25 protein-coding genes are annotated in these 25,700 nt (G+C 58.2%); 9 read left to right on the forward strand and 16 right to left on the reverse strand.

What is annotated here, in order from left to right; genetic code table 11:
- Positions 1-16: 16 nt before the first annotated feature.
- The 4 genes from G5154_RS00280 to G5154_RS00295 form a co-directional block, all read right to left on the reverse strand.
- The gene (locus G5154_RS00280; RefSeq protein ID WP_005336860.1) at positions 17-196 is read right to left on the reverse strand and encodes a hypothetical protein; all 180 of its coding nucleotides are present in this window, start codon (positions 194-196) and stop codon (positions 17-19) included.
- Between the two features lie 163 nt (positions 197-359).
- On the reverse strand, positions 360-548 hold the full coding sequence (locus tag G5154_RS00285; protein WP_204383253.1) for a DUF4250 domain-containing protein: 189 nt from the start codon (positions 546-548) through the stop codon (positions 360-362).
- Between the two features lie 2 nt (positions 549-550).
- Positions 551-1,015 (reverse strand): MarR family winged helix-turn-helix transcriptional regulator, encoded by a 465-nt coding sequence (locus G5154_RS00290; protein ID WP_005345795.1) that lies wholly within the window; start codon positions 1,013-1,015, stop codon positions 551-553.
- Positions 1,016-1,185: 170 nt separating this feature from the next.
- Positions 1,186-2,400: a YecA family protein gene (locus tag G5154_RS00295; RefSeq protein WP_421243529.1), complete on the reverse strand. Its 1,215-nt coding sequence runs from the start codon at positions 2,398-2,400 to the stop codon at positions 1,186-1,188.
- A gap of 231 nt (positions 2,401-2,631) precedes the next feature.
- Here G5154_RS00295 and G5154_RS00300 point away from each other — a divergent pair, with 231 nt between their 5' ends.
- Positions 2,632-3,510, forward strand: a complete 879-nt coding sequence (locus tag G5154_RS00300; RefSeq protein ID WP_005345791.1) for a CvfB family protein — start codon at positions 2,632-2,634, stop codon at positions 3,508-3,510.
- 1 nt (position 3,511) lies between these two features.
- Complete coding sequence (locus G5154_RS00305; protein ID WP_005345788.1) at positions 3,512-3,823, forward strand: DUF1289 domain-containing protein; 312 nt, start codon at positions 3,512-3,514, stop codon at positions 3,821-3,823.
- A gap of 55 nt (positions 3,824-3,878) precedes the next feature.
- On the opposite strand, the gene G5154_RS00310 is transcribed toward G5154_RS00305, so the two are convergent.
- On the reverse strand, positions 3,879-4,202 hold the full coding sequence (locus G5154_RS00310) for an HI1450 family dsDNA-mimic protein (protein ID WP_005336851.1): 324 nt from the start codon (positions 4,200-4,202) through the stop codon (positions 3,879-3,881).
- Positions 4,203-4,349: 147 nt separating this feature from the next.
- On the opposite strand from G5154_RS00310, the gene G5154_RS00315 reads away from it, so the two are divergent.
- Positions 4,350-4,478, forward strand: coding sequence for a hypothetical protein (locus G5154_RS00315; protein ID WP_019445852.1), 129 nt, complete (start codon positions 4,350-4,352; stop codon positions 4,476-4,478).
- 3 nt (positions 4,479-4,481) lie between these two features.
- On the opposite strand, the gene mtgA is transcribed toward G5154_RS00315, so the two are convergent.
- From mtgA to minC, 5 genes are all read right to left on the reverse strand, one after another.
- Positions 4,482-5,273: a monofunctional biosynthetic peptidoglycan transglycosylase gene (gene mtgA / locus G5154_RS00320; RefSeq protein WP_228023760.1), complete on the reverse strand. Its 792-nt coding sequence runs from the start codon at positions 5,271-5,273 to the stop codon at positions 4,482-4,484.
- The gene (locus tag G5154_RS00325; protein ID WP_005352317.1) at positions 5,258-5,584 is read right to left on the reverse strand and encodes an HI1450 family dsDNA-mimic protein; all 327 of its coding nucleotides are present in this window, start codon (positions 5,582-5,584) and stop codon (positions 5,258-5,260) included. The genes mtgA and G5154_RS00325 overlap by 16 nt, the downstream gene beginning before the upstream one ends.
- A 195-nt stretch (positions 5,585-5,779) precedes the next feature.
- The gene (gene minE / locus G5154_RS00330; protein ID WP_005345779.1) at positions 5,780-6,049 is read right to left on the reverse strand and encodes a cell division topological specificity factor MinE; all 270 of its coding nucleotides are present in this window, start codon (positions 6,047-6,049) and stop codon (positions 5,780-5,782) included.
- 2 nt (positions 6,050-6,051) lie between these two features.
- A complete protein-coding gene (gene minD, locus G5154_RS00335; RefSeq protein WP_005345776.1) occupies positions 6,052-6,864 on the reverse strand; it encodes a septum site-determining protein MinD in 813 nt (270 codons plus the stop codon).
- Positions 6,865-6,882: 18 nt separating this feature from the next.
- Complete coding sequence (minC, locus tag G5154_RS00340; protein WP_106843635.1) at positions 6,883-7,602, reverse strand: septum site-determining protein MinC; 720 nt, start codon at positions 7,600-7,602, stop codon at positions 6,883-6,885.
- Positions 7,603-7,709: 107 nt separating this feature from the next.
- Here minC and G5154_RS00345 point away from each other — a divergent pair, with 107 nt between their 5' ends.
- Complete coding sequence (locus G5154_RS00345; RefSeq protein ID WP_005360946.1) at positions 7,710-7,988, forward strand: YcgL domain-containing protein; 279 nt, start codon at positions 7,710-7,712, stop codon at positions 7,986-7,988.
- Between the two features lie 854 nt (positions 7,989-8,842).
- On the opposite strand, the gene G5154_RS00350 is transcribed toward G5154_RS00345, so the two are convergent.
- The 3 genes from G5154_RS00350 to G5154_RS00360 form a co-directional block, all read right to left on the reverse strand.
- On the reverse strand, positions 8,843-10,213 hold the full coding sequence (locus G5154_RS00350; protein WP_005336844.1) for an L-serine ammonia-lyase: 1,371 nt from the start codon (positions 10,211-10,213) through the stop codon (positions 8,843-8,845).
- A 275-nt stretch (positions 10,214-10,488) separates the two neighbouring features.
- Positions 10,489-11,874 (reverse strand): L-serine ammonia-lyase, encoded by a 1,386-nt coding sequence (locus G5154_RS00355; protein WP_113740008.1) that lies wholly within the window; start codon positions 11,872-11,874, stop codon positions 10,489-10,491.
- Positions 11,875-12,026: 152 nt separating this feature from the next.
- Positions 12,027-12,311 (reverse strand): pyrimidine/purine nucleoside phosphorylase, encoded by a 285-nt coding sequence (locus G5154_RS00360; RefSeq protein ID WP_005336842.1) that lies wholly within the window; start codon positions 12,309-12,311, stop codon positions 12,027-12,029.
- A gap of 270 nt (positions 12,312-12,581) precedes the next feature.
- Between G5154_RS00360 and G5154_RS00365 the strand changes: the two genes are divergently transcribed.
- A complete protein-coding gene (locus G5154_RS00365) occupies positions 12,582-13,823 on the forward strand; it encodes a dicarboxylate/amino acid:cation symporter (RefSeq protein WP_115522932.1) in 1,242 nt (413 codons plus the stop codon).
- 1,596 nt (positions 13,824-15,419) lie between these two features.
- Here the strand turns inward: G5154_RS00365 and pfkA are convergent.
- From pfkA to elyC, 3 genes are all read right to left on the reverse strand, one after another.
- Positions 15,420-16,391 (reverse strand): 6-phosphofructokinase, encoded by a 972-nt coding sequence (gene pfkA, locus G5154_RS00370; protein ID WP_005336840.1) that lies wholly within the window; start codon positions 16,389-16,391, stop codon positions 15,420-15,422.
- Between the two features lie 149 nt (positions 16,392-16,540).
- Positions 16,541-17,296: a triose-phosphate isomerase gene (gene tpiA, locus G5154_RS00375; protein WP_120414341.1), complete on the reverse strand. Its 756-nt coding sequence runs from the start codon at positions 17,294-17,296 to the stop codon at positions 16,541-16,543.
- 135 nt (positions 17,297-17,431) lie between these two features.
- Positions 17,432-18,202: an envelope biogenesis factor ElyC gene (gene elyC / locus G5154_RS00380; protein WP_421231039.1), complete on the reverse strand. Its 771-nt coding sequence runs from the start codon at positions 18,200-18,202 to the stop codon at positions 17,432-17,434.
- Between the two features lie 101 nt (positions 18,203-18,303).
- Between elyC and cmoM the strand changes: the two genes are divergently transcribed.
- The 4 genes from cmoM to mukB all read left to right on the forward strand — a co-directional run bounded on the left by cmoM (position 18,304) and on the right by mukB (position 25,631).
- Positions 18,304-19,080, forward strand: coding sequence for a tRNA uridine 5-oxyacetic acid(34) methyltransferase CmoM (cmoM, locus tag G5154_RS00385; RefSeq protein ID WP_407959415.1), 777 nt, complete (start codon positions 18,304-18,306; stop codon positions 19,078-19,080).
- A gap of 100 nt (positions 19,081-19,180) precedes the next feature.
- Positions 19,181-20,500 carry a chromosome partition protein MukF gene (mukF, locus tag G5154_RS00390; RefSeq protein WP_041207658.1) on the forward strand — a complete coding sequence of 440 codons (1,320 nt, stop codon included), beginning with the start codon at positions 19,181-19,183 and terminating at the stop codon, positions 20,498-20,500.
- On the forward strand, positions 20,481-21,200 hold the full coding sequence (mukE, locus tag G5154_RS00395) for a chromosome partition protein MukE (RefSeq protein ID WP_421250056.1): 720 nt from the start codon (positions 20,481-20,483) through the stop codon (positions 21,198-21,200). Before mukF ends, mukE begins: the two co-directional genes overlap by 20 nt.
- 3 nt (positions 21,201-21,203) lie before the next feature.
- Entirely contained in the window at positions 21,204-25,631 is a 4,428-nt protein-coding gene (gene mukB, locus G5154_RS00400) for a chromosome partition protein MukB (RefSeq protein ID WP_421250057.1), read from the forward strand.
- The last annotated feature ends 69 nt before the right edge of the window (positions 25,632-25,700 follow it).

Here is a 25,700-nt window from a genome sequence, read left to right on the forward strand (position 1 = left end):
CGCTCTGGCGGAGTCACTACTCCATCATAAAGCGGCGACAACCGCGCACCAGCAGCAGTGCCACCGCGACCAGCAGGCCAAGCAAGAGGGTGGTCAGCCACTGTTCGGTACTTTGCGGCAAGTGGGGCGTGAAGAGGCTGATCATCAACAGGGTGCAGAGCGTGATCAACAGGCTCTGTCGGGTCATCAGTATCATGGGGTCATCCTTGGTTTGCTCACCTGAAACGATTTTAATGCCCTCTTGTGACAGGGTGATGTATCCGTGCATCACCCTGTTGGGGCTCTTCAGACCATATCAGGTTTTTACCGCAGAGCCAGCGCCATCACTGGCGCTGTGATCCCGATCCCGCTAGCTCTCTTTATCTGAACTGTTTCTGCGCCGGCTGGTAGTGAAAATCGCCGCTGGCGAGCCGCGCTTCCAGTGCTGCTTGATCGATCTCCTGCGCCTTGCAGAGATCATCCAGGTCGTCATAGTGATCACGCAGCTGCATATTGACGACGCTCAACAGCATGTTGATATCCATGGTGGCGAACTTTTTCAAATCCATGATTATTTCTCCCGATCCAGTGATTGCAGCTGCTCGATGGCGGCGCTGACGCTGTGCAGATGCTGGCGGATCGCCTCGCGGGATTCGCTCGGCAGATAGTCGGTCAGGGTATGTTGCCAGCTGCCAGCTTCGCTCTTGAGCTGCAGGAAGAGTGCCTGGCCGGCATTGGTGAGGGAGACCAGGCTGATGCGTTTGTCCTGCTCGCTGCTCTCGGTGAAGATGATCCCTTTTTCGACCAGACGGCGGATCTCGCGGGAGATGCGCACCTTGTCCATGCCGCTCGCCTCGACCAGCTCTTTCTGGCTGATGGGGTAGTTGGGGCCGAGCACCATCATCAGGCGCCATTGCGGCACGGTCAGCTGGTAACGCTGTTCATAAAACTGTTCGAAGGTATCCCGTAGCATCTCGGCGGCATGTACCAACTGATAGGGCGGGTAGTGAGCGAGTAACGCTATGATTTTTGACATATTACACCCTGCTGTGACGGCTGCATCAGATGCAGTTTCTTTTGATACTTTGACATTGATGATACGAAACTCAAGCTGATTTGTCTGACCCGGTTGCGATGAAATGTGCGGTGGCGCACGCCCTCAAGGAAAAACCGGGTCTGACCGACGGGATTTTAAGCCAACGCTGTTCAGCCTTTACGCAACCAGATGAGGGCGTTCTGCTTGAGCCAAGCCTCGCGAGTGTGGATGGCGTAGAGCGCCGCCTCGTCACGGCTGCCCGCTTGCCAGCTTTGCGGCTCCTGTTTGGGCAGCTTGCGCTGACCCAGCAGGCAGGCAGGAATGTGCGGGTTGGCCTCGATGGCGACCAGCAGATGGGGCTTGGCTGCCTCGGCACCCTCGGTGGCAAAGACCATCAGCGCCTTGTTGTATAGCAACCAGCTGGAAGCTTCATCAAAGCGCACCAGCAGGGCGGCCAGCGCCTGCCAATCCCCTTGCAGTGCATAGAGAGTGGAGAGGTTGTAGCGGCAACCCAGCTCATCGGCCACGCAGATCGTCAGCAGATCCAGATACTCCGCTTTGGCTTCACCCAGCTTGCCAAGCCGCAACAGGCAGTCGGCGCGCCCGGCTCTGGCGGCCAGCAGGGGGCGCAGTTCGGGGGCACTCCAGCCGTGGCCAGCGATTTGCTGCCAAAAGGCTTCATCAAAGAGCGGAGTGGCATCGGCGATGATCTTCTCGAACCAGCCGAGGCGGGCCTGATGATCGCGGCAGCTGTCGGCCAGTTCGAACCAGGTCTGCCACTGTTGGGCCTGTTCGCCATTGAGGGAGACATCAGCGCTGGGAGCTGCCTGATACTGGTCGAGGTTGAGCAACTGGTTGAGGGCGGTTTTCATATTCTGGCGCTGTCGTTTGCAGAACTCGACAAAGGGGAGTTCGCTGGCGGCGGCGCTATAGAGCATCTGGGCCATCTGCTTGTCGCGAAACAGGCTCAGCTCGGCGGCCAGACTGAAGCGGTACTGGGTGGTCGGGTCGTTCAAATCCTTCGGCTTGGGCCAGGTGGCAAAGCCCTGGCTGAAACCGTAGCACCACTGACCGAGGGGATGGCTCTGCTCGAACACCTGCTCCGGGTTATCGCTGGGCAGGCGGCATTGGCTCGGCAGTGCCAGCTGGGCGTCGTCGGCCTGGGCTTCCAGCTCGGCGATCAGATGGTTGAGGGCTTCTGCGCTTTTTTCATCCAACTCGGCATCCTGTTCCAGCAATCCAGCCAGCGGGCGTTGCCAGTCAGGGGTCTCTGGCCCTACCAGACGGGCACAGAGAAAACCGTGCAGGGCCGGGTAGGTCATGTCTTGCTGGCTGTGGCTCTGGATCCATTGATTAAGATGGCGGGTACGAGTGGATGGGTTCATCGACAGTTCCTCTGGATTTGAACAGCCGCGAAGTCTACCTAAAAGTGGGGTTATTTGCAGCAAATGGCCGCCTGTTTGGCGATTTAATCACCATTGGCGGATAAGATAAGGGCGAAATGGCGGCCAGTGGTGGCTTGGGGACTAGGCCGGATCACCGCTCTTGAGGTAACATGCGCGCCCATAGGGGCCATGATCAATTGGCCCATCCGGGTAATGAGAAAAGAGAGCACCATGATACAGATTGGCAAGATGAACACCCTCACCGTTGTTGAACTCGAAGATCGCGGCGCCTGGCTTGCGGCCGATGAGTACGGTGAACTGCTGCTGCCCAAGCGTCAACTGCCGGAAGGGGTGAAAGAGGGGGATAGCGTGCAGGTCTTCCTCTATCTGGATGCCGATTGCGAGCCGGTGATCACCACCGACAAGCCGTTTGCCATGGTGGACGAATTTGCCGGTCTGAAAGTGGTCAATGCCAACAAGATTGGTGCTTTCCTCGACTGGGGCATGAAAAAGGATCTGTTTGTGCCCAGCCGCGAGCAGAACAAGCCGATGCAGGTGGGCCACGTCTATCTGGTGCGTCTGCAACTGGATAACGAAGGACGCATGGTCGGCACCAGCCGCATCGAGCGTTTCCTGACACCGGCCGGCAGCAACTTCAAGGTCGGTGACGAAGTGACCGCGCTGCCGGGGGAGCATTCTCCTCTAGGTATCAAGGTGATCGTCAACGGTCAGTATCCCGGCATGCTGTTCAAGAACGAAGTGTTTGGCCGAGTGATGACCGGTCGGCCGCAAACCGCCTGGGTCAAGCAGGTGCGCGAAGATGGCAAGCTCGATCTGACCCTGCAAAAGCCGGGTCTGGCGCGGGTCGATGATGCCGGTGAGCGCATTCTGAGCCGGATGAAAAAGCAGGGCGGCAGTCTGGCGGTGGGTGACAAGAGCGAACCCGAGCTCATCTACAAGCTGTTCAGCATGAGCAAGGGCACCTTCAAGAAGGCGATCGGCGGCCTCTACAAGCAGGGCAAGATTGTCATCGAAGATAACGCCATTACCCTGACCGACGCCGGTGCCGCGCAGGTACAAGCAGGTGAGCAGGCGCAGGATAGCGAATAAGATGCCGAGCCCCTGTGTTGGCCTCTGCAAGGCGAAAGACGGGCTTTGCCTTGGTTGTGGCCGCACCCTGAGCGAGATCGGCCACTGGTCGGCGATGGATAGCAAGGCCCAGCTGGCGGTGATGGCCGAGCTGAATGGCTCGAAAAGTACTCACCTCTGTCCGGGTTGTGGCGAACCGGCCTATTGCGCCGTCTCTGCCGGTCAGACCATTGCGCAGTGCTGGTGCAGCCAGTTGCCGGTTCTGCCAATGCAGGAGGCCAGTGCTTGCTGGTGCCGCCGCTGTCTGGCCAAGGCTATCGCGGCGCAGGATTAGCAGAGAACAGAAATAAAAGAGCATAGAAACAAGAAAGGCGCCGATGGCGCCTTTCTTATGCCTGCTGCTGGCGATGCCAGCGCACATGCACTTGATCTTCGGTCAGCAGACGGGGCAGCAGGAAGGTGGCGAAGATCACCTCAAACTCATCCTGATGATCCAGCAAACCGACCCACACTTCGACCCAGCGTTCCATATCGACCGGCTCACCCAGCTCGGTCGACCAGTCGGCATTGGGCAGTGTCGCCTCCACGGCGCCACGCTGCTCAAACTCCAGGGTGATGTCGACTATTTGTTCGGGGGCCAGCATATCGGCGGCCTGCTCAAGAAACTGATCATAGGCCCATTCGACCAGCTGATCCGGGGTACGCTGTTCCATGAAATCACTCCAGATACATCAAGGTTCGCTACTGTAACAATTATTGGCTGTGGCGGCCAGACCAGTGCGCCTGGGACGCCTGGCCTGTCCAAGTTGCCCTTGGGGGAGTATGGTTAAGGCGCGGATCAGCTGGCAGGGAGTGAGGGGATGAAACAGCGGGGACGGCGGCAACAGATCAAGCGACGGCGCGAGGCCTGGTGGTGGCACTATCTGCCGCTTCACCGCGAAACGGTAGGCGGCCATTTGGGCCCACCGGAGAAACCCGATGAGCCCTGAGGATCAGTCGGCCTGATGCACCCGATTGAGGGTGATCTGGCCAAGTTGCCCCATCTGACGGCGGATCCAGACCGAGCGCTTCTGCACATAGGGTGAAGGGGGCTTGACCCGATAGCGCCACGGGTTGGGCAGGGCGGCGGCCAGCAGGGATGACTCGTAGCGGGTCAAGCGGCTGGCCGGTTTGCCAAAGTAGGTGCGGGCCGCGGCTTCGGCGCCATAGATGCCGGGGCCGAACTCCACGATATTGAGATAGACCTCGAGAATGCGGGCCTTGTCCCAACCCAGCTCCATCAGCAGGGTAAACCAGGCCTCCAGCCCCTTGCGTAGGAAGCTGCGATCACTCCACATAAAGAGGTTCTTGGCGGTCTGCTGGCTGAGGGTGCTGGCACCGCGCACCCGTTCGCTGTGCTGGTTGTGCTTGAGTGCGGCGTTGATGGCATCCATGTCAAAGCCGTTGTGATCGGCAAAGCGCTGATCCTCGGCGGCGATCACCGCCAGTTGCAGCTCCTTGGAGATGGACGCCAGATCTACCCATTGATGGCGTACTTGGGTGATCTTGGCGGGCGGAAAGAGGGCCCGCTCGATACGCCAGCTCCACATCGGCGGATCGATAAAACGCAGCAAGGCGACCGAGCCGACCGAGCAGAGCAGCCCGGCCAGCGCGATCTTGCCTGCCCACCTCAACACCCGGCGCCCAAGGGATGCAGATGGGCGCACGGGGGCCACGGCAGCAGGGGCTGACTCCCACTGATAGTGGCTGGGATCATCGGGATCCGGAATTATTGGGGCAGCCATTCGATGTGGCAGAACTTCTCGTCAACACGGCGGGAGAGCAGCATGCGGGCAAACAGGTGCTCATACTCTTGTTCTTCATTGCCAAGGCCTACCCAGATCTCGGCATAGTCGGTGTCGCTCACCGCAAAACCCACGTCCGCTTCCCAGTCATCGGCCGGGTCGGTTTCGGCCAGCAGGCCGCGGTCGTTGAACTCCTGATTGAAACGGGCGATCTCCTGCTCCGGCAGGTTGTCAGAGGCCAGCTCCATAAAGAGTTCGAGGGCGGTATCGAGCAGTTCCTCGACGCTGTGCATTTCGTCATTCATAGACATAAGCGGTCTGTTCCAGAAAAGAGAAAAAGGTACCAGCACAGACACTGTCTGCGGGGCGGCGCTATTCTAGCTGTCGGCAGACCCCTTGGCGAGATGAGGCGAGCCGCTGTGACCTGTTTTTGTGCCAATAAAAAACCGGATCCTGCCAGGGGATCCGGTTTCATTGGGGGAAGGGGTCACGCATAGGGCGTCAGCTCATCCCTTCTTGTTGTCATCGGCGAAGGTGATGTTGAGCTCCAGCACTGACAGCTCATCACTCTTCTGATCCAGTTGAACGGTTATCTTCTCCGGATCAATGTTGACGTATTTGCGGATCACATCGAGGATATCCTGCTTGAGCTGGGGCAGGTAATCCGGCCCCCCTCTGGATGAACGCTCGTGAGCAACGATGATCTGCAACCGCTCTTTGGCCAGTTGTGCGGTGTTCTGTTTCTTGTTGGAACGAAAATAATCCAATAATGACATGTTTAACTCCCGAACAGTCGGCTAAAGAAGCCCTTCTTCTCTTCTTCCAGAAAACGAAATTCCTTGGTGTCACCGAGCAAACGGGAAACCGCATCGTCATAGGCCTGACCGGCATCGGACTCCTTGTCCAGAATGACCGGTTCGCCGGAGTTGGAGGCGCGCAGCACTGCCTGGGACTCAGGGATCACCCCGAGCAGCGGAATGGCCAGGATCTCCTGCACATCCTGCACGCTCAGCATGTCGCCACGGTTGACCCGGGTCGGGCAGTAGCGGGTCAGCAGCAGGTGCTCCTTGATGGGGTCTTCGCCACGCTCGGCACGGCGGGATTTGGAGGCCAGGATGCCGAGGATGCGGTCGGAGTCACGTACGGAAGAGACTTCCGGGTTGGTGGTGACGATCGCTTCGTCGGCAAAATAGAGCGCCATCAGCGCGCCCGCCTCGATCCCGGCCGGGGAGTCGCAGACAATGTAGTCAAACTTCATTTCGGCCAGCTGATCCAGCACCTTCTCGACACCCTCTTTGGTCAGGGCATCTTTATCCCGGGTCTGGGAGGCGGGCAGGATAAACAGGTTCTCGCAACGTTTGTCCTTGATGAGCGCCTGATTGAGGTTGGCTTCACCGTTGATGACGTTGACGAAGTCATACACCACGCGTCGCTCACAACCCATAATGAGGTCCAGATTTCGCAGACCGATGTCAAAATCGATGACCACTGTTTTGTGGCCACGCTGGGCTAAACCGGTACTCAGGGCTGCGCTGGTTGTGGTCTTGCCAACGCCACCTTTACCCGATGTAACGACTATGATTCGCGCCATTCTCGCTTCCTTGTAACTCTATTTGATACGGTCTATACGGAGTTGTTCATTATCCAGCCGGATATGAACCGGTTGCTGGATCAGGCCTGCCGGCAACGCATCGCTCAGCTGGAAGGTGCCCGCGATGGAGAGCAGTTCGGCCTGTAATTGCTGGCAATAGATCCGGGCTTGGGTGTTGCCCTTGGCGCCGGCTATGGCTCTGCCACGCAGGGTGCCATAAATATGAATGCTGTCATCGGCGAGCACTTCGGCCCCCGGACTGACGGACCCCAGCACTACCAACGAGGTGCCGGCGGCATAAATCTGCTGGCCGGAGCGTACTGGCCCCACATGTACCTTGCTCGGAATCAAGGGGGCGGGTTCGGGCTCACGAACTACCTCAGGGGCGGCTGGCGCGGGGGCTGGCTCGGGTTCCGGTTCGCTCTTGCGACTCTTGCCCGAGGCCATCACGGCCAATCCCACCGCCTTGGCGGCTGTCTTCATCTCTTCGCTGCGCGCACCCGTGATGCCGACCAGCACAAATTCTTCGGACTCCACCAGCTCCTTGAGCTGTTCGAAATCGGGAATATGTTCCAGTCGGGAAACATTGATCACCAGCGGCGCACAATTAAAAAAGTAGGGGGCCTGGGCCACTTTTTCGGCCAACAACTGACGTATCCGCTCAGGCTCGCCATCGCTGATATGCAACACAGAAATAGTGAAGGTGGTCCCTTTCAATTCGTTATCGCGCTCAACCATGAATCTTCCCCGAGGCAGAGATGCTAATCCGTTATTGTTATTCAATTCCTGATGTTATAGTTTGCCCCCATCAGAGGCAATAAACTCGTCGGATTATATCAATTTCCATGTTGTGTGCAGTCTATAAAAGTCGCAAAAAAGCCGAGACCTACCTTTTTGTTGAAAAAAGAGAGGATTTCTCCCGCGTTCCCGAGCCATTGCTGAGCGCATTCGGGCGTCCCGAGCTGGTGCTGATGACCAAGCTGGATCCGGCCAAGCCCTTGGGGCTGGCTGATGTTGGCAAGGTGATGGCCGCGCTGACCAACCAGGGGTTCTACCTGCAGGTGCCGCCGCCCCCCGAGAATTTGCTGGAGCAGCACAAGGCCAGCCTGAAAAAACCATCCTGAATATCCAGCCCCGTGGTGTGTTCTGCCCAGCGGGGCTAATTCTTTGTGACTCTGCATGACGCATTCCGGCCCCGGAGAGGTAGCTTGCGATAATCCCGTGACAGGATCTGGCCAAATTAAACCCTCCCTTTGGTGATATTCACTTTTCGCTGTTTAAATAGAAAGTCAATCTACTCCCAACACCATATCCTCAACCTTTGCTGGCGCTCACAAAAATAGCGAGTGGCGCGTACTCATACCCTCCATTTGAACGACTATTGGCCCATTCATCGATTATTTTCAGCCCCTTCTTTGGGCGCTTTTTTGGCCTCCACTGCTCGATGCGTTTTACATCAAATAGGGCGTAAAGAGGGTGGTGATAACTGTACTAAAACCAGTTTGCGCGATGCGCTGTGGCCAAAATGATGAGCTAACCCCCTGTTTGTGTACTTGATTGTTTGCCCTGATCACGAAAGTGCCACATAGGAGGCAATCAATGTGGCGGCGTGATAATCCGCAGGGGGAGTGGTAACCGCGTCTTGCCAAACAAGGGTATGACCAAAGGGGGATATTGAGATGAGGGGCCATCTCGATATCGATTAGTTGTGAAATCGTGGCTGGGGCAAGATAGCAGGTACAGGTTTCATGTAGGGGCGTAATGTCTCTCTCAATGCATTGAGAAGAGTTAATCAAGGTATGTAATTAGAGAGGTATGCAGACAAGGCAATCCGCATTGCGGTGGCGTAGAAGGGGTATATCAGCGACGCCCTACAGTGAAATGGTCGGTATGCCGGTATCAGTACCCAGCATCCCATTCGGGCAATAAAAAAGGCGGGATATCCCGCCTTTGTTCAAATGAGGGTCGCAACCCCTATTTATTCGCAGGCAACCTGCATCACTTTGATGGCCAGACCGCCACGGGAGGTTTCACGGTACTTGGAGTCCATGTCCTTGCCGGTGATGTACATGGTCTCGATCACCTTGTCCAGGGAGACGCGCGGCTTGGAGGTACGACGCAGGGCCATACGGGAGGCGTTGACCGCTTTCATGGCTGCGATGGCGTTACGTTCGATGCAAGGCACCTGTACCTGACCGGCAACCGGATCACAGGTCAGACCCAGGTTGTGTTCCATGCCGATCTCGGCAGCTTCGCAGACGTGCTCCGGGCTACCGCCCATCAGCTCGGTCAGACCTGCAGCGGCCATGGAGCAGGAGACACCCACTTCACCCTGACAGCCCACTTCGGCGCCGGAGATGGAGGCGTTCATCTTGTAGAGGATGCCGACGGCACCGGCAGCCAGATAGAAACGGGTGTACTCGTCGCGGCCAACCGGCTGGATGAACTTGTCGTAGTAAGCCAGTACGGCCGGGATGATACCGGCAGCGCCGTTGGTCGGTGCAGTGACCACGCGGCCACCGGCAGCGTTCTCTTCACTCACGGCCAGAGCGAACATGTTGACCCAGTCAACGATGTTCATCGGATCGCTTGAGAGGTTCTCGTTGGTGTTGAGCTGACGGTAGAGCGGCGCGGCACGACGGGGTACGCGCAGCGGGCCGGAGAGCACGCCTTCGGTACGGCAGCCGCGCTCGATACCTTCGCGCATGGTGTTCCAGATCTTGCCGAACTTCTTGTAGATCTCTTCCGGAGTGTTGAAGCACTTCTCGTTTTCCATCATCAGGGCAGAGATGGAGAGACCGGTCTGGCTGCAATGGGCAACCAGCTCGGCGGCGCTCTTGAACGGATAGCGTACGGACATGTCGCCGCTGTCAGCCTTGCCGAAGTTCTCTTCGTCAACGATGAAGCCACCACCGATGGAGTAGTAGGTCTTGCTGTAGACCACTTCATCTTCGATCAGGGCGGTCAGCTTCATGCCATTTTCGTGCAGCGGCAGGGCTTCGTCGTGGAATACCATGGCGTCACGCGGGAAGCTGACGGTGTGGCAGTGCAGGCCGATCGGCAGGCGCTCGGTCTGCTCAACACGAGAGATAAACTCGGGGATGGCATCGATATCAACATTTTCCGGCAGGTTGCCAGCCAGGCCCATGATGATGGCAGTGTCGGTATGGTGGCCTTTGCCAGTCCAGGAGAGGGAGCCGTAGACATCGACATTGATCCGGGTTACATCGCGGATCTTGCCGCCCGCGCGCAGCTCGTCAACAAACTGTTTGGCCGCTTTCATCGGGCCAACAGTGTGGGAAGAAGAGGGGCCTACACCGATTTTGAAGATATCAAAAACGCTGATCATGTCACTATTACCTCAGGGTAGAAGGGGGCGGCATGCCCACTCACAGAAATTTGGGAGATCCATGGAACGCGCTTGTCAGCGCAGGTCACAGAACCAGATAACCGTAGTGTAACGGCTCCAGACCTAAAAAAAGTTGAAATAGATCTATTTTTGTTGAATCTGAGGCGCGAGTATAAAATTTATTTTTGTGCTTATCCATTTTGTTAAGCGTTTGCCCATAAAAATACCCGGCGATGCCGGGCATTTCGGAACCAAATGGAGTCATTTGCCGTTTTTTAACATTCGGTAATGTTAACGGCGAGGCCGCCACGGGCCGTCTCCTTGTATTTGGTCTTCATGTCGTTGCCAGTCTCCCACATGGTCTTGATCACCTTGTCGAGCGACACCTTGTGCTCGCCGGTGCCGCGCAGGGCGAGGCGGGCGGCATTGATCGCCTTGACCGCCCCCATGGCGTTGCGTTCGATGCAGGGTACCTGCACCAGTCCGCCTATGGGATCGCAGGTGAGGCCGAGATTGTGCTCCATGCCTATTTCGGCGGCGTTCTCCACCATGGCCGGGCTGCCACCCAGCAGTTCGGTCAGTGCGCCAGCCGCCATGGAACAGGCAACCCCAACCTCACCCTGACAGCCCACTTCGGCCCCGGAGAGGGAGGCGTTCTTCTTATATAAGATGCCGATGGCAGCCGCGGTGAGGAAGTAGCGGATCAGCGTCTCGTCATCCACCTTGTGCACGAAGCGATCGTAGTAGTGCAGCACGGCGGGGATGATGCCCGCAGCGCCATTGGTGGGGGCGGTGACCACCCGGCCACCGGCGGCGTTCTCCTCGTTGACCGCCAGCGCAAAGAGATCGACCCACTCCATCACCATCAGCGGATCCTTGTTGAAGTTGGTCTCGCAGCTTAGCTGGCGGAACAGCCCCGGGGCGCGGCGCCGAACCTTGAGGCCGCCCGGCAGCACCCCTTCGCTCTTGCAGCCACGCTCGACGCAGCCCTGCATCGCCTGCCAGATCTTGCGCAGCCCCGCTTTTATCTGCTCATCGCTGCGAAATACCCGCTCATTGGCGAGGATAAGCCCCGAGATGGAGAGTCCGCTCTCCTGACAGTGGGCCAGTAGCTGGGCGCCGCTGTCGAACGGGTAGGGGACAGGGTGCTCGGCATCGGACTTGGCGGCCTCCTCCTTGGCGGTGGCAAAGTGGCTCTCTTCAATGATGAAGCCGCCCCCGATGGAGTAGTAGGTCTGGCTGAAGCGCAGGTTTTCCTCTTTATCAAAGGCCCGCAGAGTCATGCCGTTGGTGTGGGCCGGCAGGGTCTTGCGGCGGTTGAAGATGATGGCTCCGGTGCGGGGAAAATGGCTTGGTTGTTCGCCTGCCAGCTGCAAGTTCTGCTCCTTTTCCACTCGAGCCAGAATGGCGGGAATCGCATCGATATCGACCGATTCCGGTTCAAAGCCCGACAACCCCAGAATGATCGCCTTGCCAGTGCCGTGCCCTTTGCCGGTCTGGCCCAGCGAGCCGTAACACTCCACTTCGACCCGCGTAACCTGTGGCAGATGCCCTTGCAGCTTGAGCTGCTGGACGAAGGCGTAAGAGGCACGCATGGGGCCGACGGTATGGGAAGAGGAGGGGCCAATTCCGATGGAAAACAGGTCAAACACGCTGATCATGACATCAATCCGGTGATGGTTTATGTCTGTTTATTCTAGGATTTTTGATGTGGATAGGAAGCGGGGATGTGCGGTGCTGTGACATGGACACAGATAATGGGGCTGGGGGGATCAAGAAAGTTGAAGGGGCTGATCCCCTTCAACCGGCCTGATCAGTCGAGAAATTCACACAGATAAGCTGTGGGGGTTTTCACTTCCAGTTTGAAGGAGGAGTGACCGGCCACCAGGAAGGATTCACCCTGGCTGTAGGTGTGCCACTCATCTTCATCAGCCAGCTGGATGGTGAGGGCGCCCTTGATCACTGTCATCCGTTCGGGGGCGGCGGTGTTGAACAGGTAGTCACCGGCGTTCATCACCCCGACGGTTGATTTCTCGCCTTTTTGTTCGAAACCGATGGATTTTACATTTCCGTCGAAATACTCGTTAACTTTCAGCATCTTTACATCCCTGTGTGTACGTTTGTGCAGCCAAACTAGCACAATCTTTTGCCAGTTGTCATGGGGGATGAGGTAAAAATCGCCGAGGCCGCTTTGAATCTTCACTTTTTCGCAAACTTATTAATAGCCAAGGTTAATGATTTGCTGATTTAAAACAGCAATTAAATGTGAGATAACACGCGCAAACAGGGGAATGGGCAGCCGCTCATTCCCCTGTTTGGTTAATTGCACTGGGAAAAGTGTGAATTTTGCTACATAAAGGAACATATTGTGTTAACTAAAGGACTCATTAAAAACATCGGCTTCCAGGTTGTGGTCGCCATGGTACTGGGCGCAGTGGTCGGCGCGTTCATGGGTGAACAAGCCACCGTGTTTGCACCGCTCGGTACCCTGTTTATCCAACTGATCAAAATGCTGGTGATCCCGCTGGTGGCGGTTGCCATCCTCTCCGGCGCCGCCAATCTGGGCGCCAGCCCGGCTGCGGGCAAGATCGGGGCGGCGACGCTGGCCTTCTTCCTCGTGACCTCAGCGTTGGCCGTGTTGCTGGCGCTGGTGATGGGGCAGATCTTCAAACCGGGTGTCGGGGTTGATTTCGCTTCCGTTGCCTCCATGTTTGGCGGTGACTACGCCGATAAAGGGGCGCTGCCGGATGCAGTCGCCACCTTGCTTGGCATGATCCCCACCAACGTCTTCAACTCCCTCAACGAAGCGAATATCCTGCAGATCCTGGTGTTCTGCATGTTCCTCGGCATTGCGCTGGCCAAACAGTCGCGCGAGCGGGCCAAGCCGCTGGTCGATGGGCTCAATACCCTGGTGGATGCCTTCGTCTGGATGATCAACAAGGTGATGATCATCGCGCCGCTCGGGGTGTTCGGTCTGATGGCGGAAGCCATCGGAACCTATGGCTTCGATGTGCTGACCCTGGTACTCAAGCTGTTCGTGGTCTATGTGGCTGCCATCCTCATCTTCGGCTTCGTGGTTTATCCGCTGCTGGTGATGATGTTCTCCAACACGCCGGTGATGAAGTACCTCTCTGCCATGAAGAAGCCGCAGATCGTGGCCTTCTCCACCGCCTCTTCCATGGCGACCCTGCCGGTCAATATGGAGACCTGCGAGCATGATCTGAAAGTGACCAACGCGACCGCCTCCTTCGTGTTGCCGCTGGGTGCCACCATCAACATGAGTGGCAACGCCATCTATTACGGCCTGGTCGCCATCTTCTTCGCGCAGGTTTACAACATCGATCTGAGCGTCGGCGCCTGGGCGGCCATCATTGTGACCTCCACTCTGGGGGCGATCGGTCAGGCCGGTGTGCCGGGCCCAAGCTTCCTGGTGGTTGCCGTGCTGCTGGCGGCCGGGATCCCCATTGAAGGGTTGCCGCTGCTGTTCGCGCTGGATCGTCTGTTCGACATGATCCGCACCTCCCTCAATATCACCGGCGATGCGGCCTGTGCTGTCATTGTTGACCGCTTTAGCCCGGAATATGACCCAGAGCGCTGGAACAAGGCATAATTGCTTTGAGCTGGACTGAGATATAACAGCCCTGAGCTGACACTGCGTAACGCGAGCCCCTGCCATGATGGCGGGGGCTTTTTATATCTGCCGGACAAGCATCAGAGCAAAGGTGTGCACAAGAGATTGCTGACGGATTTAGCTGTGTTGAATGGATAGCACAGGAGGGGAAAACATCAGTTGTGGGCATGGGCCGTATGGCGTTAACCGGCCTGTTGTAGATGCCGGGGTAGGGGATTGTCAAACGGCGGGTAACAAAAAGGGGAGCCTCGCTCCCCTCGGATATGATTTGCTGCTGGTTCTACTCCATCAAGCCATATGGTTAAACCATCCTGGTTACACCCTTGTGGCGAAAGAAACAGCGTCAACGTGATGAAATCATATCTATGTTGACCATCTCGGCATTATTACTGAAAAGCGCCAGTTGGTGGCGATTAAACAGACATGGCAAAGAGGGTCGGTCCGGATTGATGCCTCTCTATCCGGCTCAGAACTGTGACAGTGAGGGCAGAGAGACAGCAACCAGGGTGAAAAACACCGTGAAAACGGCAGTAACGACAAACTCTTTCATTTTTCTCTCCCTAAGTTGTTGGTTGATGTAGTCAAGATACCATAACAAGGGGGTAAAACAAGGTGTAAATTGATAAAATAGCCATTTTATGTTTTGGGTTGGTTGAAATGGCTGTTTTTGTCATATTGAGCTGATTTTATCACCTGCTCTGGCATGGTAGGCATTCAAGATTCTGTTTTTATGATTATTTCATTTAAATTCAATTGGTTGTTGGGATGCTGGTTGGCTTGGTGGTGGGTCTTGTATGGAGCTTTAGTGGCGTTTTATAAGTTTTCACCCTTGCAACAGTGCCATTGAGGCCATAAAAAGTGTGTAAGGCCATAGTTTGACGATTCCTGACGTAGATAGCTCATCCAAAAGAAGTCTATGGAGACAATCTGGTTGCCAGCCCTTGTCTTACCATCACTTTATCAGTCCGGAGTCTCCGCATTTTTACAGCAATATACTGGGTTCATAGGGAGGAGAGCGGTGCATCGGGGGGATACAGAGTAGCAGCTGGCTGTTTTATCACCGCCAATTTTCCCGTCGGTCTCGGTATAGACATGGCCGCAGCAAGAGTGAGGTGCGCAATAGGCCAGAGGCGTATCCTCTGGCTGGGCTGGGTGCGAGCAGCGATTTGCGTGGGCGGTACATCTGCGTGAGTCATGTGAGTGCAATACGAGAGCTGCGCCGGAGCATGGTTGGGTGAGATATCTGAATCCCTTCTGCAAGATTGAGACATAAAAAGCGGCGTATGACGAGGAGGCCGAACAAGCTCGTTTCAGGGTCGACAGAACACAGGTCAACGTAATCCGGTTCGCAGTGATAAAACATCCACGACAATACCGGAACTCTGTTCGTAGGCTGAAGCCGGTTGCTGTGAGGAGAGGAAGGCTAGTGATCAGTCAGATGGCGCAAGGGTTGGAATCAGGCAACCCGTATGGTGAGGGCCACACAGCGTGTCGATGCCCCCGTTTTTGTAAGATATTAAAAAACCCTCCGATGGAGGGTTTTTGTCATCAACAGCCGGTAAAAAGCCGCGAGGCTTAGAACAGGGTGGTGGAGAGGTTGTAAAGCTCCTGATCGAACGGACGCTTCATGTTCTCGATGCAGTCGATGATGTCGTGGTGTACCAGCTCGTTGCGCTGGATACCGACGCAGCGACCACCGTGACCAGCCAGCAGCTGCTCAACGGCGTAAGCACCCATACGGCTGGACATGATGCGGTCACGAGCAGTCGGGGCTCCGCCACGCTGGATATGACCCAGGATGGTGGCGCGGGTTTCACGACCGGTCAGGGCTTCGATGTCTTTCGCTAGGGCGTTCACGTCGGTAACGTGCTCGCAGATGGTGATGATGGCGTGCTTCTTGCCCTTGGCTTCGCCTTCCTTGATCTGCTTGAGCAGCTTCTCTTTGTCGAAGGCTACTTCCGGCACGATCACATATTCGGCACCACCGGCAACGGCGGCAGACATGGCCAGGTCGCCACAGTGGCGGCCCATGATCTCGACCACGGAGATACGGTGATGGGAGCTGCAGGTGTCGCGCAGACGGTCGATGGCGTCAACAACCACGTTCAGGGCGGTATCAAAGCCGATGGTGAAGTCGGTACCGGCGATGTCGTTGTCGATGGTGCCCGGCAGGCCGATGCAGGGGAAACCTTCTTCGGTCAGCTTCTTGGCACCCATGTAGGAGCCGTCACCACCGATGACGACCAGCGCATCGATACCGTGTTTTTTCAGGTTTTCGATCGCTTCGGCGCGCACTGCGGGGTCTTTGAAGGCAGGGAAACGGGCGGAGCCGAGGAAAGTACCACCACGGTTCACCACGTCGGAGACGCTGTGACGCTCTAGCTTGACGATGCGATCCTGGTGCAGACCGAGGTAGCCATCATAAATACCGTAAACTTCCAGGCCATGATGCAAACCGGCGCGAACCACGGCGCGAATGGCTGCGTTCATACCCGGTGCGTCGCCACCACTGGTCAAAACACCAATACGTTTGATTTGTTTGGTCATGAGTGCCTCTGGATCTGAGTTGTCAAATACGAATGTTTAAATAGACAAGCCACTTTTACTATATCGGCTTTCATATGGGATGCGGGGGCCACCATAGGAAAAGCGATACAAGAGAGGGGACGAGCCCCTCTCTTTGCCGTAATCAACGATTACTTGGCAGCGCCAGCGATGATCTGGGAGAAGTCGTCCACTTTCAGGGACGCACCACCGACCAGGCCACCGTCGATGTCCGGCTGACCGAACAGGTCGGCTGCAGTGGCGCCAGTGACGGAACCGCCGTACAGGATCTGTACTTTGGCAGCAACAGCGGCATCAAAACCGGCCAGGTACTGACGGATGTGAGCGTGAACGGACTGAGCGATCTCCGGAGTGGCAGTCTTGCCAGTACCGATGGCCCATACCGGCTCGTAAGCGATAACGGCGTTGTTGAAGGAGGCGATACCGCAACGGTCGATAACGGCTTTCAGCTGGGTCTCAACCACGTTCTTGGTCACGCCGGCTTCGAATTGCTCCAGAGTTTCACCGATGCACAGAACCGGGATCAGGCCGCCTTTCTGGATCGCTTCGTACTTGGCAGCAACCACGTCGTCACTCTCTGCGTGCAGGGTACGACGCTCGCTGTGGCCGACCAGAGAGTAGGTGCAACCAAAGGCTTTCAGCATGGAGGGGGCGTTTTCGCCGGTGAAGGCACCAGACTCGTGAACGTCAGCGTTCTGGGCACCGTAGGCAATCTTGCTGCCAGCGGTCAGTTGCTCAACCAGACCCAAAAAGATAACCGGCGGGCAGACGGCGACTTGTACAGAAGGATGAGCGGCAGCAGCCGGGGTCAGTCCTTTGATCAGAGCTTCTACAGAAGCTTTGGTGCCGTTCAGTTTCCAGTTACCCATTACCAGGTGCTGTCTCATCTTGTATATCTCCTAGGCATTTGATTGCGCGACATTATATGAATTGAACCGAGCCCAAGATAGCTGACCCGGCGGCAAATGACGTAATTTTTTTTCGCTTTCCTGATCCAAATCAGGAATGAAACGCTTGATCGCTCATTCGTTAACCTGCCCCCGCAAGCGAGCCCACCATACCCCAATCCATTCGTGGATGGCAGCTTCGGAATACATCAGATAACGCCCTTTGGGTAAATAACTGTAGAGGGGCTGGGGTACCTGGCTCTGCTTGGCGGTGTAGTCGGTGGGGGCTGGCACGGCCTTGAGTCCCTGACCCTGATAGAGGGCCATGGCACGCGGCAAATGAGTGGCCGAGCTGACCAGCGCCACCTCTTTTCCTTTCAGATGGCGACTGATACTGACCGCCTCATCATGAGTGTCTTTGTTGTTTTCAAACAACGTCATCCGCGCGCGGGGAATGCCGAGACTCTCGGCCATCCGGGCATTGACCTCGGCATTGGAGAGGGGATCTCCCGATACATAGCCCGAAAAGACAAGCTCTGCCTGCGGATACGCCTGGGCCAGCCGTACCCCCTCGAGGGTGCGAGCCAGTGCAATATTGTTTTGCCAGGAGCGCTCGGGCACCGCCGGATCGCTGACATGGCCATTGCCGAGCACCACGATGGCGTCGATGTTGGGATGCTGGCTCACCTCGAATGGCGGGAAGGTTTGTTCCAGCCCGCGGGCCAGTTCATAGCTCACCGGCCGCATCCCCATCAGCGCCACAATGAGCAGCGAGAGGGTGGCCAGCAGCTTGCCGGTTTTCTGAAAACGGGTGAACCAGAGCAGCAGCAGGGCGACCAGCAGCAGGGAGAGGGAGAAGGGGAGCGGCATCAACAGCTGACCCAGCCACTTTTTGAGCACAAACACGACAGACACTTCCTTGAGTTTTCAGCAAATTCGGGATGTGACAGAATACCTCTCTTTTTTGGGATGGCCACAACCCTGTGGCGCTAATGTTGAGTTTCTCCTTGAAGCACGATCAGAGTTTTGACGGGCGCGCCGACAAGTTCGCCCGCAACATTTACGACTCCACCAAGGGGCGCATCCGCACCACCATTGTCTGGAGCGACATCGAAGCCTGCCTGGCCCGCCTTGGCAACCGACCGCTGCGCATCCTCGATGCGGGGGGCGGGTTTGGTTATTTCGCCCAGAAGCTGGCGGCCATGGGCCATCAGGTGGAGCTGTGCGATCTGTCAGCAGAAATGCTGGAACTGGCCCGCAGCCAGATCGCCGAGAAGGGGCTGGAAGACAAAATCCGTCTCATCCATTGCCCCATTCAGGATCTGAAGCAACACGTGACCGGTACCTTTGATCTGGTGCTCTGCCATGCGGTGCTGGAGTGGCTCGCCGAGCCGCGCCAGACCTTGCTGGGTCTGTTCCCTTTCGTCAATGCCGGGGGCATACTGTCGCTGCTTTTCTACAACCGTCATGGCTTGCTGTTCCAGAGCTTGGTGGTGGGCAATTTTGACTATGTGCGCCTTGGCCTTCGCAAGAAGCGGCAGACAGCGCTTACGCCCACCAATCCCCAATTGCCGGAGCTGGTCTATGACTGGATTGGTCGCGGGGGGCTGCGCATCATCGGCAAGACGGGGGTGCGGGTCATCCACGACTATATGCGTCACAAGCAGGATCAGGTGGAGAAGTTCGACGATCTGCTGGCCATGGAGCAGCAATATTGCCGTCAGGAGCCTTTTGTCTCCCTCGGTCGCTATATCCATGTGATGGCCCAGAAGCCGGCCAGCTGATTGCTCGCTGTTCACGTCGATGTGAACCATGTTTTCGATGCTACCGGATGTAGCCGCGCGCATGATTTTGCGCCCAATACAACAACGAGATGACAACATCATGATGAGTACATCCCGTACCCTGCCAGAGATGGTGGGATGGGTCAGGCAGGAGGGGTTGGCGCTGAGCCTGCCGACCGACCGGCTGGCCTTTCTGATTGCAATCAAGACCCTGTCCGAAGATGAGTCGGACCTGTCGGAAGCGGCGCTGCACGATGCCTTTGGCTATGTCAGCAGCGCCTTCGGCCAGATGGACGAGACCCTCACCGGTCGCGCCAACAACGCCATCAACGATCTCATTCGTCAGCAGCTGCTGTCGCGTTTCAACACCGACATGGTGGCGGGGGAGAGCCTCTACCGCCTGTCGCGTCTGGGTGTGAGCATCGTCGACTTCTTTATGGATCAGCGTCAGGTTGACTCCATCAAGCTCTCCATTCTGCTCGAGCACCTGGCTGCCGAGCTCGACACCGCCCGCAAGGCGGCGCTTGAAACCAACACCCGCGAGCAGTGGGATGCCGAGGTGCTGCCGCGCCTCACCTTCTCGCTGGAAGAGACCCTGGGGCGCATCGATCTCACCCAGCGCGCCATGGATGAGCAGCAGAATCAGGTCAAAAGCGAGATTGCGGCCCTGCTGACCCAGAACTGGGTCGATGCCATTCACAGCTGCGAAAAGCTGCTGCACGAGACCGGCCAGACCCTGCGCGAGCTGCAAGATACCCTGGATGCTGCCGGTCACCGCCTGCAGGCGGGGCTGCTCAATATTCAGGAAGCAGCGCAGGGGCGCGACGATCTGTTCCACGTCGAGGAGCTGACTCACGCCTTGCAAGGGCGCCTTGACGTCATCACCAGCTGGGGTCAGCAGTGCATCGAGCTCTGGTCCCGCTACGACAGGCACGTCCACAAATTTATCCGCAACGCCATCGACATGGACAAGAACCGCGCCTTCAGCCAGCGGCTGCGCGAGTCCATCCGCAATTTCGAGCAACACAACTGGCAGCTGCGGGTGGCTGAAGAGCCCCGTCTGCTGGAGCTGCGCGACGAAACCATCGCCATCCACGACGAGGAGGTGACCGGTGAGGTGCCACTCGAGATGGAGTATGTCGAGATGGTGGATATCAACCAGGAGCTGGCCGAGCGCATCGAGCGCTATCTGGCCCGCTACCCCGAGCAGGGCCAGCAGCTGGACTTGGCCGATGTGCTGCGGGAATACCTGCTGGACTACCCGGCTCATGCCCACTTCGATGTGGCGCGTCTTCTGATCGACCAGGCCGTGCGCCTGGGCCATGCCAGCGGCGAGCGCGAACTGCATCGCCAACCCGCATGGAAACCCATTAACCAAGCTGGATCCAAGGTTCAGGCCTATGTCATTGATCAATTCTGAGTTTCCCTTGCCGCTGCGCCTCGCAGAGGTGATTGCCAACCCCTTGTTTCCGCGCATCGACACAGCCTTGCGCTCCGGTCGCCACATCAGTGCCGACGAGTTCGAGCAGCATTCGGCGCTGCTCGAATATCACAGCGAGCTGGAGATCTTCTACGGCCGCTATCAGGTGGAGCTGATCAAGGCGCCGGAAGGCTTCTTCTACCTGCGCCCGCGCCCGAGCTCCGACATCGGCACGACTGTGCTCTCCGAGCTCGATATGCTGGTGGGCAAGGTGCTCTGCTACCTCTACCTGAGTCCGGATCGTCTCGCCTCGGAAGGGGTATTTGCCATGGCCGAGCTGCAAGAGGAGGTGCTGAGCCTCGCTGACGAGAAGCAGCTGCTGCGGATGGTCAACAGCCGCTCCGGCGGTACCGATCTCGACAAGAAGAAGTTGCTCGAAAAGATCCGTACCTCCATGCGCCGTCTGCGCCGCCTTGGCATGATCACCGCTCTTGGTAACGGGGATAAATTCCGGGTCAACGAATCGGTGTTCCGTTTCGCCGCCGACGTGCGCTCCGATGAAGATCCGCGCGCCGTTCAGCTGCGGATGATCCAGGAGGGTGAAGCCATCTTCCACGACGACGAAATGCCGAGCAGCGACTCGCTCTTTGATGACATCGAGGCGGATCTCGATGAAGAACAACTGGATCTGGAGGTATAACCGGTGCGAGGCAAGTTCAAATCCCTGACCATGGTCAACTGGAACGGCTTCTTTGCCCGGACCTTCGATCTCGACCAGCTGGTCACCACTCTTTCCGGCGGCAATGGCGCGGGCAAGTCCACCACCATGGCGGCCTTTATCGCGGCGCTCATCCCCGACCAGTCACTGCTTCACTTCCGCAATACCACGGAAGCGGGATCGAGCAGCGCCTCCCGTGACAAGGGGCTCTACGGCAAGCTGCAGCGCGGCCACTGCTATTCCCTGCTGGAAGTGATGAACAGCCGCGAACAGCGGATCTGGGTCGGCGTTCACCTCGAACAGGTGGCCAACCGCGACAACAAGGTCAACATCACCCCGTTTGCGCTGGTGGATGTGCCGGAGAATCTGGCGCCGACCGATCTGCTGCTGGAGAAGCTTGATGGCGGCAAGGGGCGGGTACGCGCCTTTACCGACCTGAAAGGGGCGGCCGCCGAGCTGGGTGCGCTGAAAGTCGCCAAGTTCAATACGGTGACCGACTATCACAACTTCATGTTCGAGTTCGGCATCACCCCGAAGAAGCTGCGTGACCAGAAGGATCGCGGCAAGTTCTATCGCCTGATCGAAGCCTCTCTCTACGGCGGTATCTCCTCGTCCATCAGCCGTTCCCTGCGCGAATACCTGCTGCCGGAGAACTCTGGGGTGCGCAAGGCGTTTGCAGACATGGAGGCGGCCATCTATGAAAACCGCCGCACGCTGGAGGCAATCAAGGAGACCCAGGGTCAGCGGGATCTGTTCAAGAACCTGATCACCGAAACCACCCACTATGTGGCAGCGGACTATGTGCGCAACGCCGCCGAGAAGAGCCGTCTCTCCGAGCTGGCCCTCAAGGCGCGCCAGGAGCTGGCCGACAAGCGCCGCATTCTGGCCGAAGAGAAACAGCGCGCCATCTATCTGGCCGACGAGGTGGAGCAGCTCACCAACCGTGAGAAACTGCTGACCGACGAGCTGGAGTCTGCCTCCGAGCACCTTGCCAAGGTGATGGCGGCTGTCAGTTTGCAGAAGAAGATCGAGATGTACCGCGCCGATCTGGCGGATCTCTCTGACAAACTCGAGCAGCAGCAGGCGGTGGTGGAGGAGATCCACGGCCAGCTGCTGGAAGTGGAAGAGCGCAAGGAGCTGGCGCAGGCAGAAGTAGACAGCCTCAAGACCCAGCTGGCCGACTACCAGCAGGCGCTCGATATCCAGCAGACCCGCGCCATCCAATACCGTCAGGCGGTGCAGGCTCTCGATGCTGCACGCGAGCAGTGCGAGCTGCCGGGGCTGACCGCCGAACAGGCGAGCGACACCCTGCATCAGTTCCGTAGCGCCGAGCAGAGCCTCACCAGCCGGGTGCTGGGGGCCGAACAGCAATTGGCGCTGGCCAAGGCGGCGGTGGCCGAGCACGAAGCGGCGCTGGCGCTGCTGCTCAGTATCGCCCCGGAGACAGTGCGCGAGGCTGCTTGGCCCACCGCGCAGGCGCTGCTCAAGCGTCACATCGAAGACAAGGCCCGCATTGCCCAGGGGCAGGGGCTGCGCGCTGCGCTGGCTCGCCTCGAGAAAGAGAGCGAAAGCCAGAAGAGTCTCTTCAAGCTGCGTGACGAGCTGCAGCAGGCCTCTGGCCAGCTTATCGCCAGCAGCGATGAGCTGGAGATCTTCCTCGAAGCCCAGCGCACTCGTCAGGAGGAGCTCTCCGGACAGCAGGCGGAGGTGAACCAGCGCCGCGCCAGCCTCGAGCATCAGGGCACCCAGCTGGGCCGTGATATTGCGGAGCTGACCAAGCTGGCGCCGCGCTGGCTGAAATCTTTTGAAAAACTCGAGCAGCTGCGCGAGCAGAGCGGTCTGCCGCTCGCTACCGCCGAAGAGCTTTCGGCCGGTATGCAGACAGTGCTCGACAAGGAGCGCGAGTTCGAGCAGGAGAGCAACCGTATCGCGGCGCAGAAACAGGCGCTGGAGCTGCAAATTCGCAACCTGCAGTTGGGAGCAGGCGAGGCGGATCCCCGTCTTGCCCGCATTGCCGAGCAGGTGGGGGGCGTGCTGCTCTCCGACGTCTATGACGACATCTCCATCGACGATGCTCCTTACTACTCCGCGCTCTACGGCCCGGCTCGCAGCGCTTTGGTGGTGCTCGACCTTGAGGGTGCCATCGAGCGGCTGAAAAAGCTGGAAGATTGCCCGGAAGATATCTACCTGATTCAGGGCAACCCCGACTCCTTTGACGAGGATCTGGTGGAAGCGGACGAGCTGGGGGACGCCGTGCTGGTGCGTACCAGCAAGCGTCAGGTGCGCTTCTCCCGCTACCCCGAGCTGCCGCTGTTTGGTCGCGCCGCCCGGGAAAAGCGGATCGAGCAGCTCGATCTTGAGCGCGAAGGTCTCATCGAGGGTTACGCCAAGGCCGCCTTCGAGCAGCAGAAGTACCACCGTCTCTACGGTCACTTCCGCGACTTTATCGGTCAGCATCTGGATATCGCCTTCCGCCCCGACCCCGAAGCCGAAGTGCAGGCCAAACAGGCCGAACTGCGCGCGCTGCAAGGGGCCATCGGCGAGTGCGACAAGCAGCTGAGTGATGCCAAAGCGGCCGCCGCCCAGCTGACCCGCCATATCCAGCTGGTACAGGGGATGCTGCCCTTTGCCCACCTGTTTGCCGAGACTGATCTGGCGGCCCGCCTCGAGGCGGCTCATGCTGACGTGGACGCGCTGAAACAGGCCGAAGCCTTTATCGCCAAACACGGCAAATCGCTGGAAAAACTGGAAACCATGGTGCAGGTGCTGCGTCAGGATCCGCAGGATCTGGCTGCGTTGCAGGCTGCCTATGATGAAGTGAGCGATCTGCTGGCCGAGCAGAAACGCCGTTGCTACGCCCTCGATCAGCTGGTGGCCCGTCTGCCGCACTTTGCCTATCAGGATGCGCAAGACCTGCTGGGCAAGGCCTCCGAGATGAGCGAGCGACTCAAAGAGAAGCTGAAAGCGGCCGAGCTGGCAGCCCGCACCGCCGGCGAGCAGCACAAGCAGATTGCCCAACGTCACACCGAGGCGTTGCAGCTGCGCACTGCGCTTAACTCCAGCGTCGAGGCCAAGCGCCAGACCCTGACCGAGTTCGAGCAGGAGCTGGCGGCCATGGGGCTGACCCTCTCTGACGATATGGAAGAGAAGGCGCGCGCTCACAAGAAAGAGATTGAAGAGCTGCTGATCCGCACCCGTTCCCGTCGCACCAGCGCCGAGGCCCAGTTGCAGGTCACCAAGCGCGAGATCGAATCCCTTGGCGGTCGTCTCAAGCTCGAAGGCAAGGATTACTACAGCGCCCGTAAATCTCTGGTGGGCCACAAGGCGAGCTGGTCGCGGGTAGTGCGGCTGGCGCGGGAGACCGACGTCGAGAAGCGTTTAAATAAGCGCGAGCTGGCGTATCTTGACAGCGACGAGCTGCGCTCCATGTCGGACAAGGCCCTCGGCGCCCTGCGGGTGGCGGTGGCCCACGACGAGGCCCTGCGCGATGCGCTGCGTCTCTCCGAGGGCAACCGCAGCACCGAGCAGAAGGTGGCCTTCTACGTGCAGGTCTACCGTTACCTCAAGGATCGCATTCGCAACGACATTATCCGCTCCGATGATCCGGTGGAAGCGATCGAGGAGATGGAGATCGAGCTGGCCCGTCTGGCTGACGAGCTCAAGCAGCGGGAAACCCATCTGTCGCTCTCCTCCCACGAGGTGGCGGCCAAGATCACCAACATCATCCGCCGCGAGCAGAACCGCATCCGGGTGCTCAATCAGGGCTTGCAGAACATTGCCTTCGGTCTGGTGCGCGGGGTGCGCCTCAACGTCAATATCCGCGAGGCCCACACCCGTCTGCTGACGGCGCTGGCCGATCAAACCGCCATGCACAACGATCTGTTCGCCGACAAGGAGCTCAGCTTCTCCGAGGCGATGGCCAAGCTGTTCCAGCGCCTCAATCCTCAGATCGAGCAGGGGGATCGCAGCTATCAGGTGATGGGCGACGTGCTGCTCGACTATCGCAACTATCTGGAGCTGGAGATCGAGGTGCAGCGCGGGGCCGATGGCTGGCTGCGTGCCGAGAGCGGCGCGCTCTCCACCGGCGAGGCGATCGGTACCGGTCAGGCCATCCTCTTGATGGTGCTGATCAGCTGGGAGGAGGAGTCCCGCCGTCTGCGCGGCAAGGATATCGCCCCCTGCCGCCTGTTGTTCCTCGACGAAGCGGCCCGTCTGGATGGCAAATCCATCGCCACCCTGTTCGAGCTGTGCGAGCGGCAGGATATGCAGCTGCTTATCGCGGCGCCCGAGAACATCAGCCCGGAGAAGGGCACCACCTACAAGCTCATCCGCAAGGTGCAGGGCAAGCACGAGCATGTGCATGTGGTGGGCCTGCGTGGCTTCGGCTTTGCCGACGACAAGCTGATTGCCTGAGACGTCTCTGGCTCATCCCGGCACGGGATGACCGGTAACTAGTTGAAAGGGAGGCATTTGCCTCCCTTT

It is taken from the genome of Aeromonas sp. 600527 (genome assembly GCF_049175415.1).
GTDB lineage: Bacteria > Pseudomonadota > Gammaproteobacteria > Enterobacterales > Aeromonadaceae > Aeromonas > Aeromonas veronii_A.

What these genes read in the sequence shown, in the direction of transcription:
- G5154_RS00280 (WP_005336860.1), bottom strand. Translation starts at nt 196, where the DNA reads ATGATACTGATGACCCGACAGAGCCTGTTGATCACGCTCTGCACCCTG.
- G5154_RS00285 (WP_204383253.1), bottom strand. Translation starts at nt 548, where the DNA reads ATGGATTTGAAAAAGTTCGCCACCATGGATATCAACATGCTGTTGAGC.
- G5154_RS00290 (WP_005345795.1), bottom strand. Translation starts at nt 1,015, where the DNA reads ATGTCAAAAATCATAGCGTTACTCGCTCACTACCCGCCCTATCAGTTG.
- G5154_RS00295 (WP_421243529.1), bottom strand. Translation starts at nt 2,400, where the DNA reads ATGAACCCATCCACTCGTACCCGCCATCTTAATCAATGGATCCAGAGC.
- G5154_RS00300 (WP_005345791.1), top strand. Translation starts at nt 2,632, where the DNA reads ATGATACAGATTGGCAAGATGAACACCCTCACCGTTGTTGAACTCGAA.
- G5154_RS00305 (WP_005345788.1), top strand. Translation starts at nt 3,512, where the DNA reads ATGCCGAGCCCCTGTGTTGGCCTCTGCAAGGCGAAAGACGGGCTTTGC.
- G5154_RS00310 (WP_005336851.1), bottom strand. Translation starts at nt 4,202, where the DNA reads ATGGAACAGCGTACCCCGGATCAGCTGGTCGAATGGGCCTATGATCAG.
- G5154_RS00315 (WP_019445852.1), top strand. Translation starts at nt 4,350, where the DNA reads ATGAAACAGCGGGGACGGCGGCAACAGATCAAGCGACGGCGCGAGGCC.
- mtgA (WP_228023760.1), bottom strand. Translation starts at nt 5,273, where the DNA reads ATGGCTGCCCCAATAATTCCGGATCCCGATGATCCCAGCCACTATCAG.
- G5154_RS00325 (WP_005352317.1), bottom strand. Translation starts at nt 5,584, where the DNA reads ATGTCTATGAATGACGAAATGCACAGCGTCGAGGAACTGCTCGATACC.
- minE (WP_005345779.1), bottom strand. Translation starts at nt 6,049, where the DNA reads ATGTCATTATTGGATTATTTTCGTTCCAACAAGAAACAGAACACCGCA.
- minD (WP_005345776.1), bottom strand. Translation starts at nt 6,864, where the DNA reads ATGGCGCGAATCATAGTCGTTACATCGGGTAAAGGTGGCGTTGGCAAG.
- minC (WP_106843635.1), bottom strand. Translation starts at nt 7,602, where the DNA reads ATGGTTGAGCGCGATAACGAATTGAAAGGGACCACCTTCACTATTTCT.
- G5154_RS00345 (WP_005360946.1), top strand. Translation starts at nt 7,710, where the DNA reads ATGTTGTGTGCAGTCTATAAAAGTCGCAAAAAAGCCGAGACCTACCTT.
- G5154_RS00350 (WP_005336844.1), bottom strand. Translation starts at nt 10,213, where the DNA reads ATGATCAGCGTTTTTGATATCTTCAAAATCGGTGTAGGCCCCTCTTCT.
- G5154_RS00355 (WP_113740008.1), bottom strand. Translation starts at nt 11,874, where the DNA reads ATGATCAGCGTGTTTGACCTGTTTTCCATCGGAATTGGCCCCTCCTCT.
- G5154_RS00360 (WP_005336842.1), bottom strand. Translation starts at nt 12,311, where the DNA reads ATGCTGAAAGTTAACGAGTATTTCGACGGAAATGTAAAATCCATCGGT.
- pfkA (WP_005336840.1), bottom strand. Translation starts at nt 16,391, where the DNA reads ATGACCAAACAAATCAAACGTATTGGTGTTTTGACCAGTGGTGGCGAC.
- tpiA (WP_120414341.1), bottom strand. Translation starts at nt 17,296, where the DNA reads ATGAGACAGCACCTGGTAATGGGTAACTGGAAACTGAACGGCACCAAA.
- mukF (WP_041207658.1), top strand. Translation starts at nt 19,181, where the DNA reads ATGATGAGTACATCCCGTACCCTGCCAGAGATGGTGGGATGGGTCAGG.
- mukE (WP_421250056.1), top strand. Translation starts at nt 20,481, where the DNA reads ATGTCATTGATCAATTCTGAGTTTCCCTTGCCGCTGCGCCTCGCAGAG.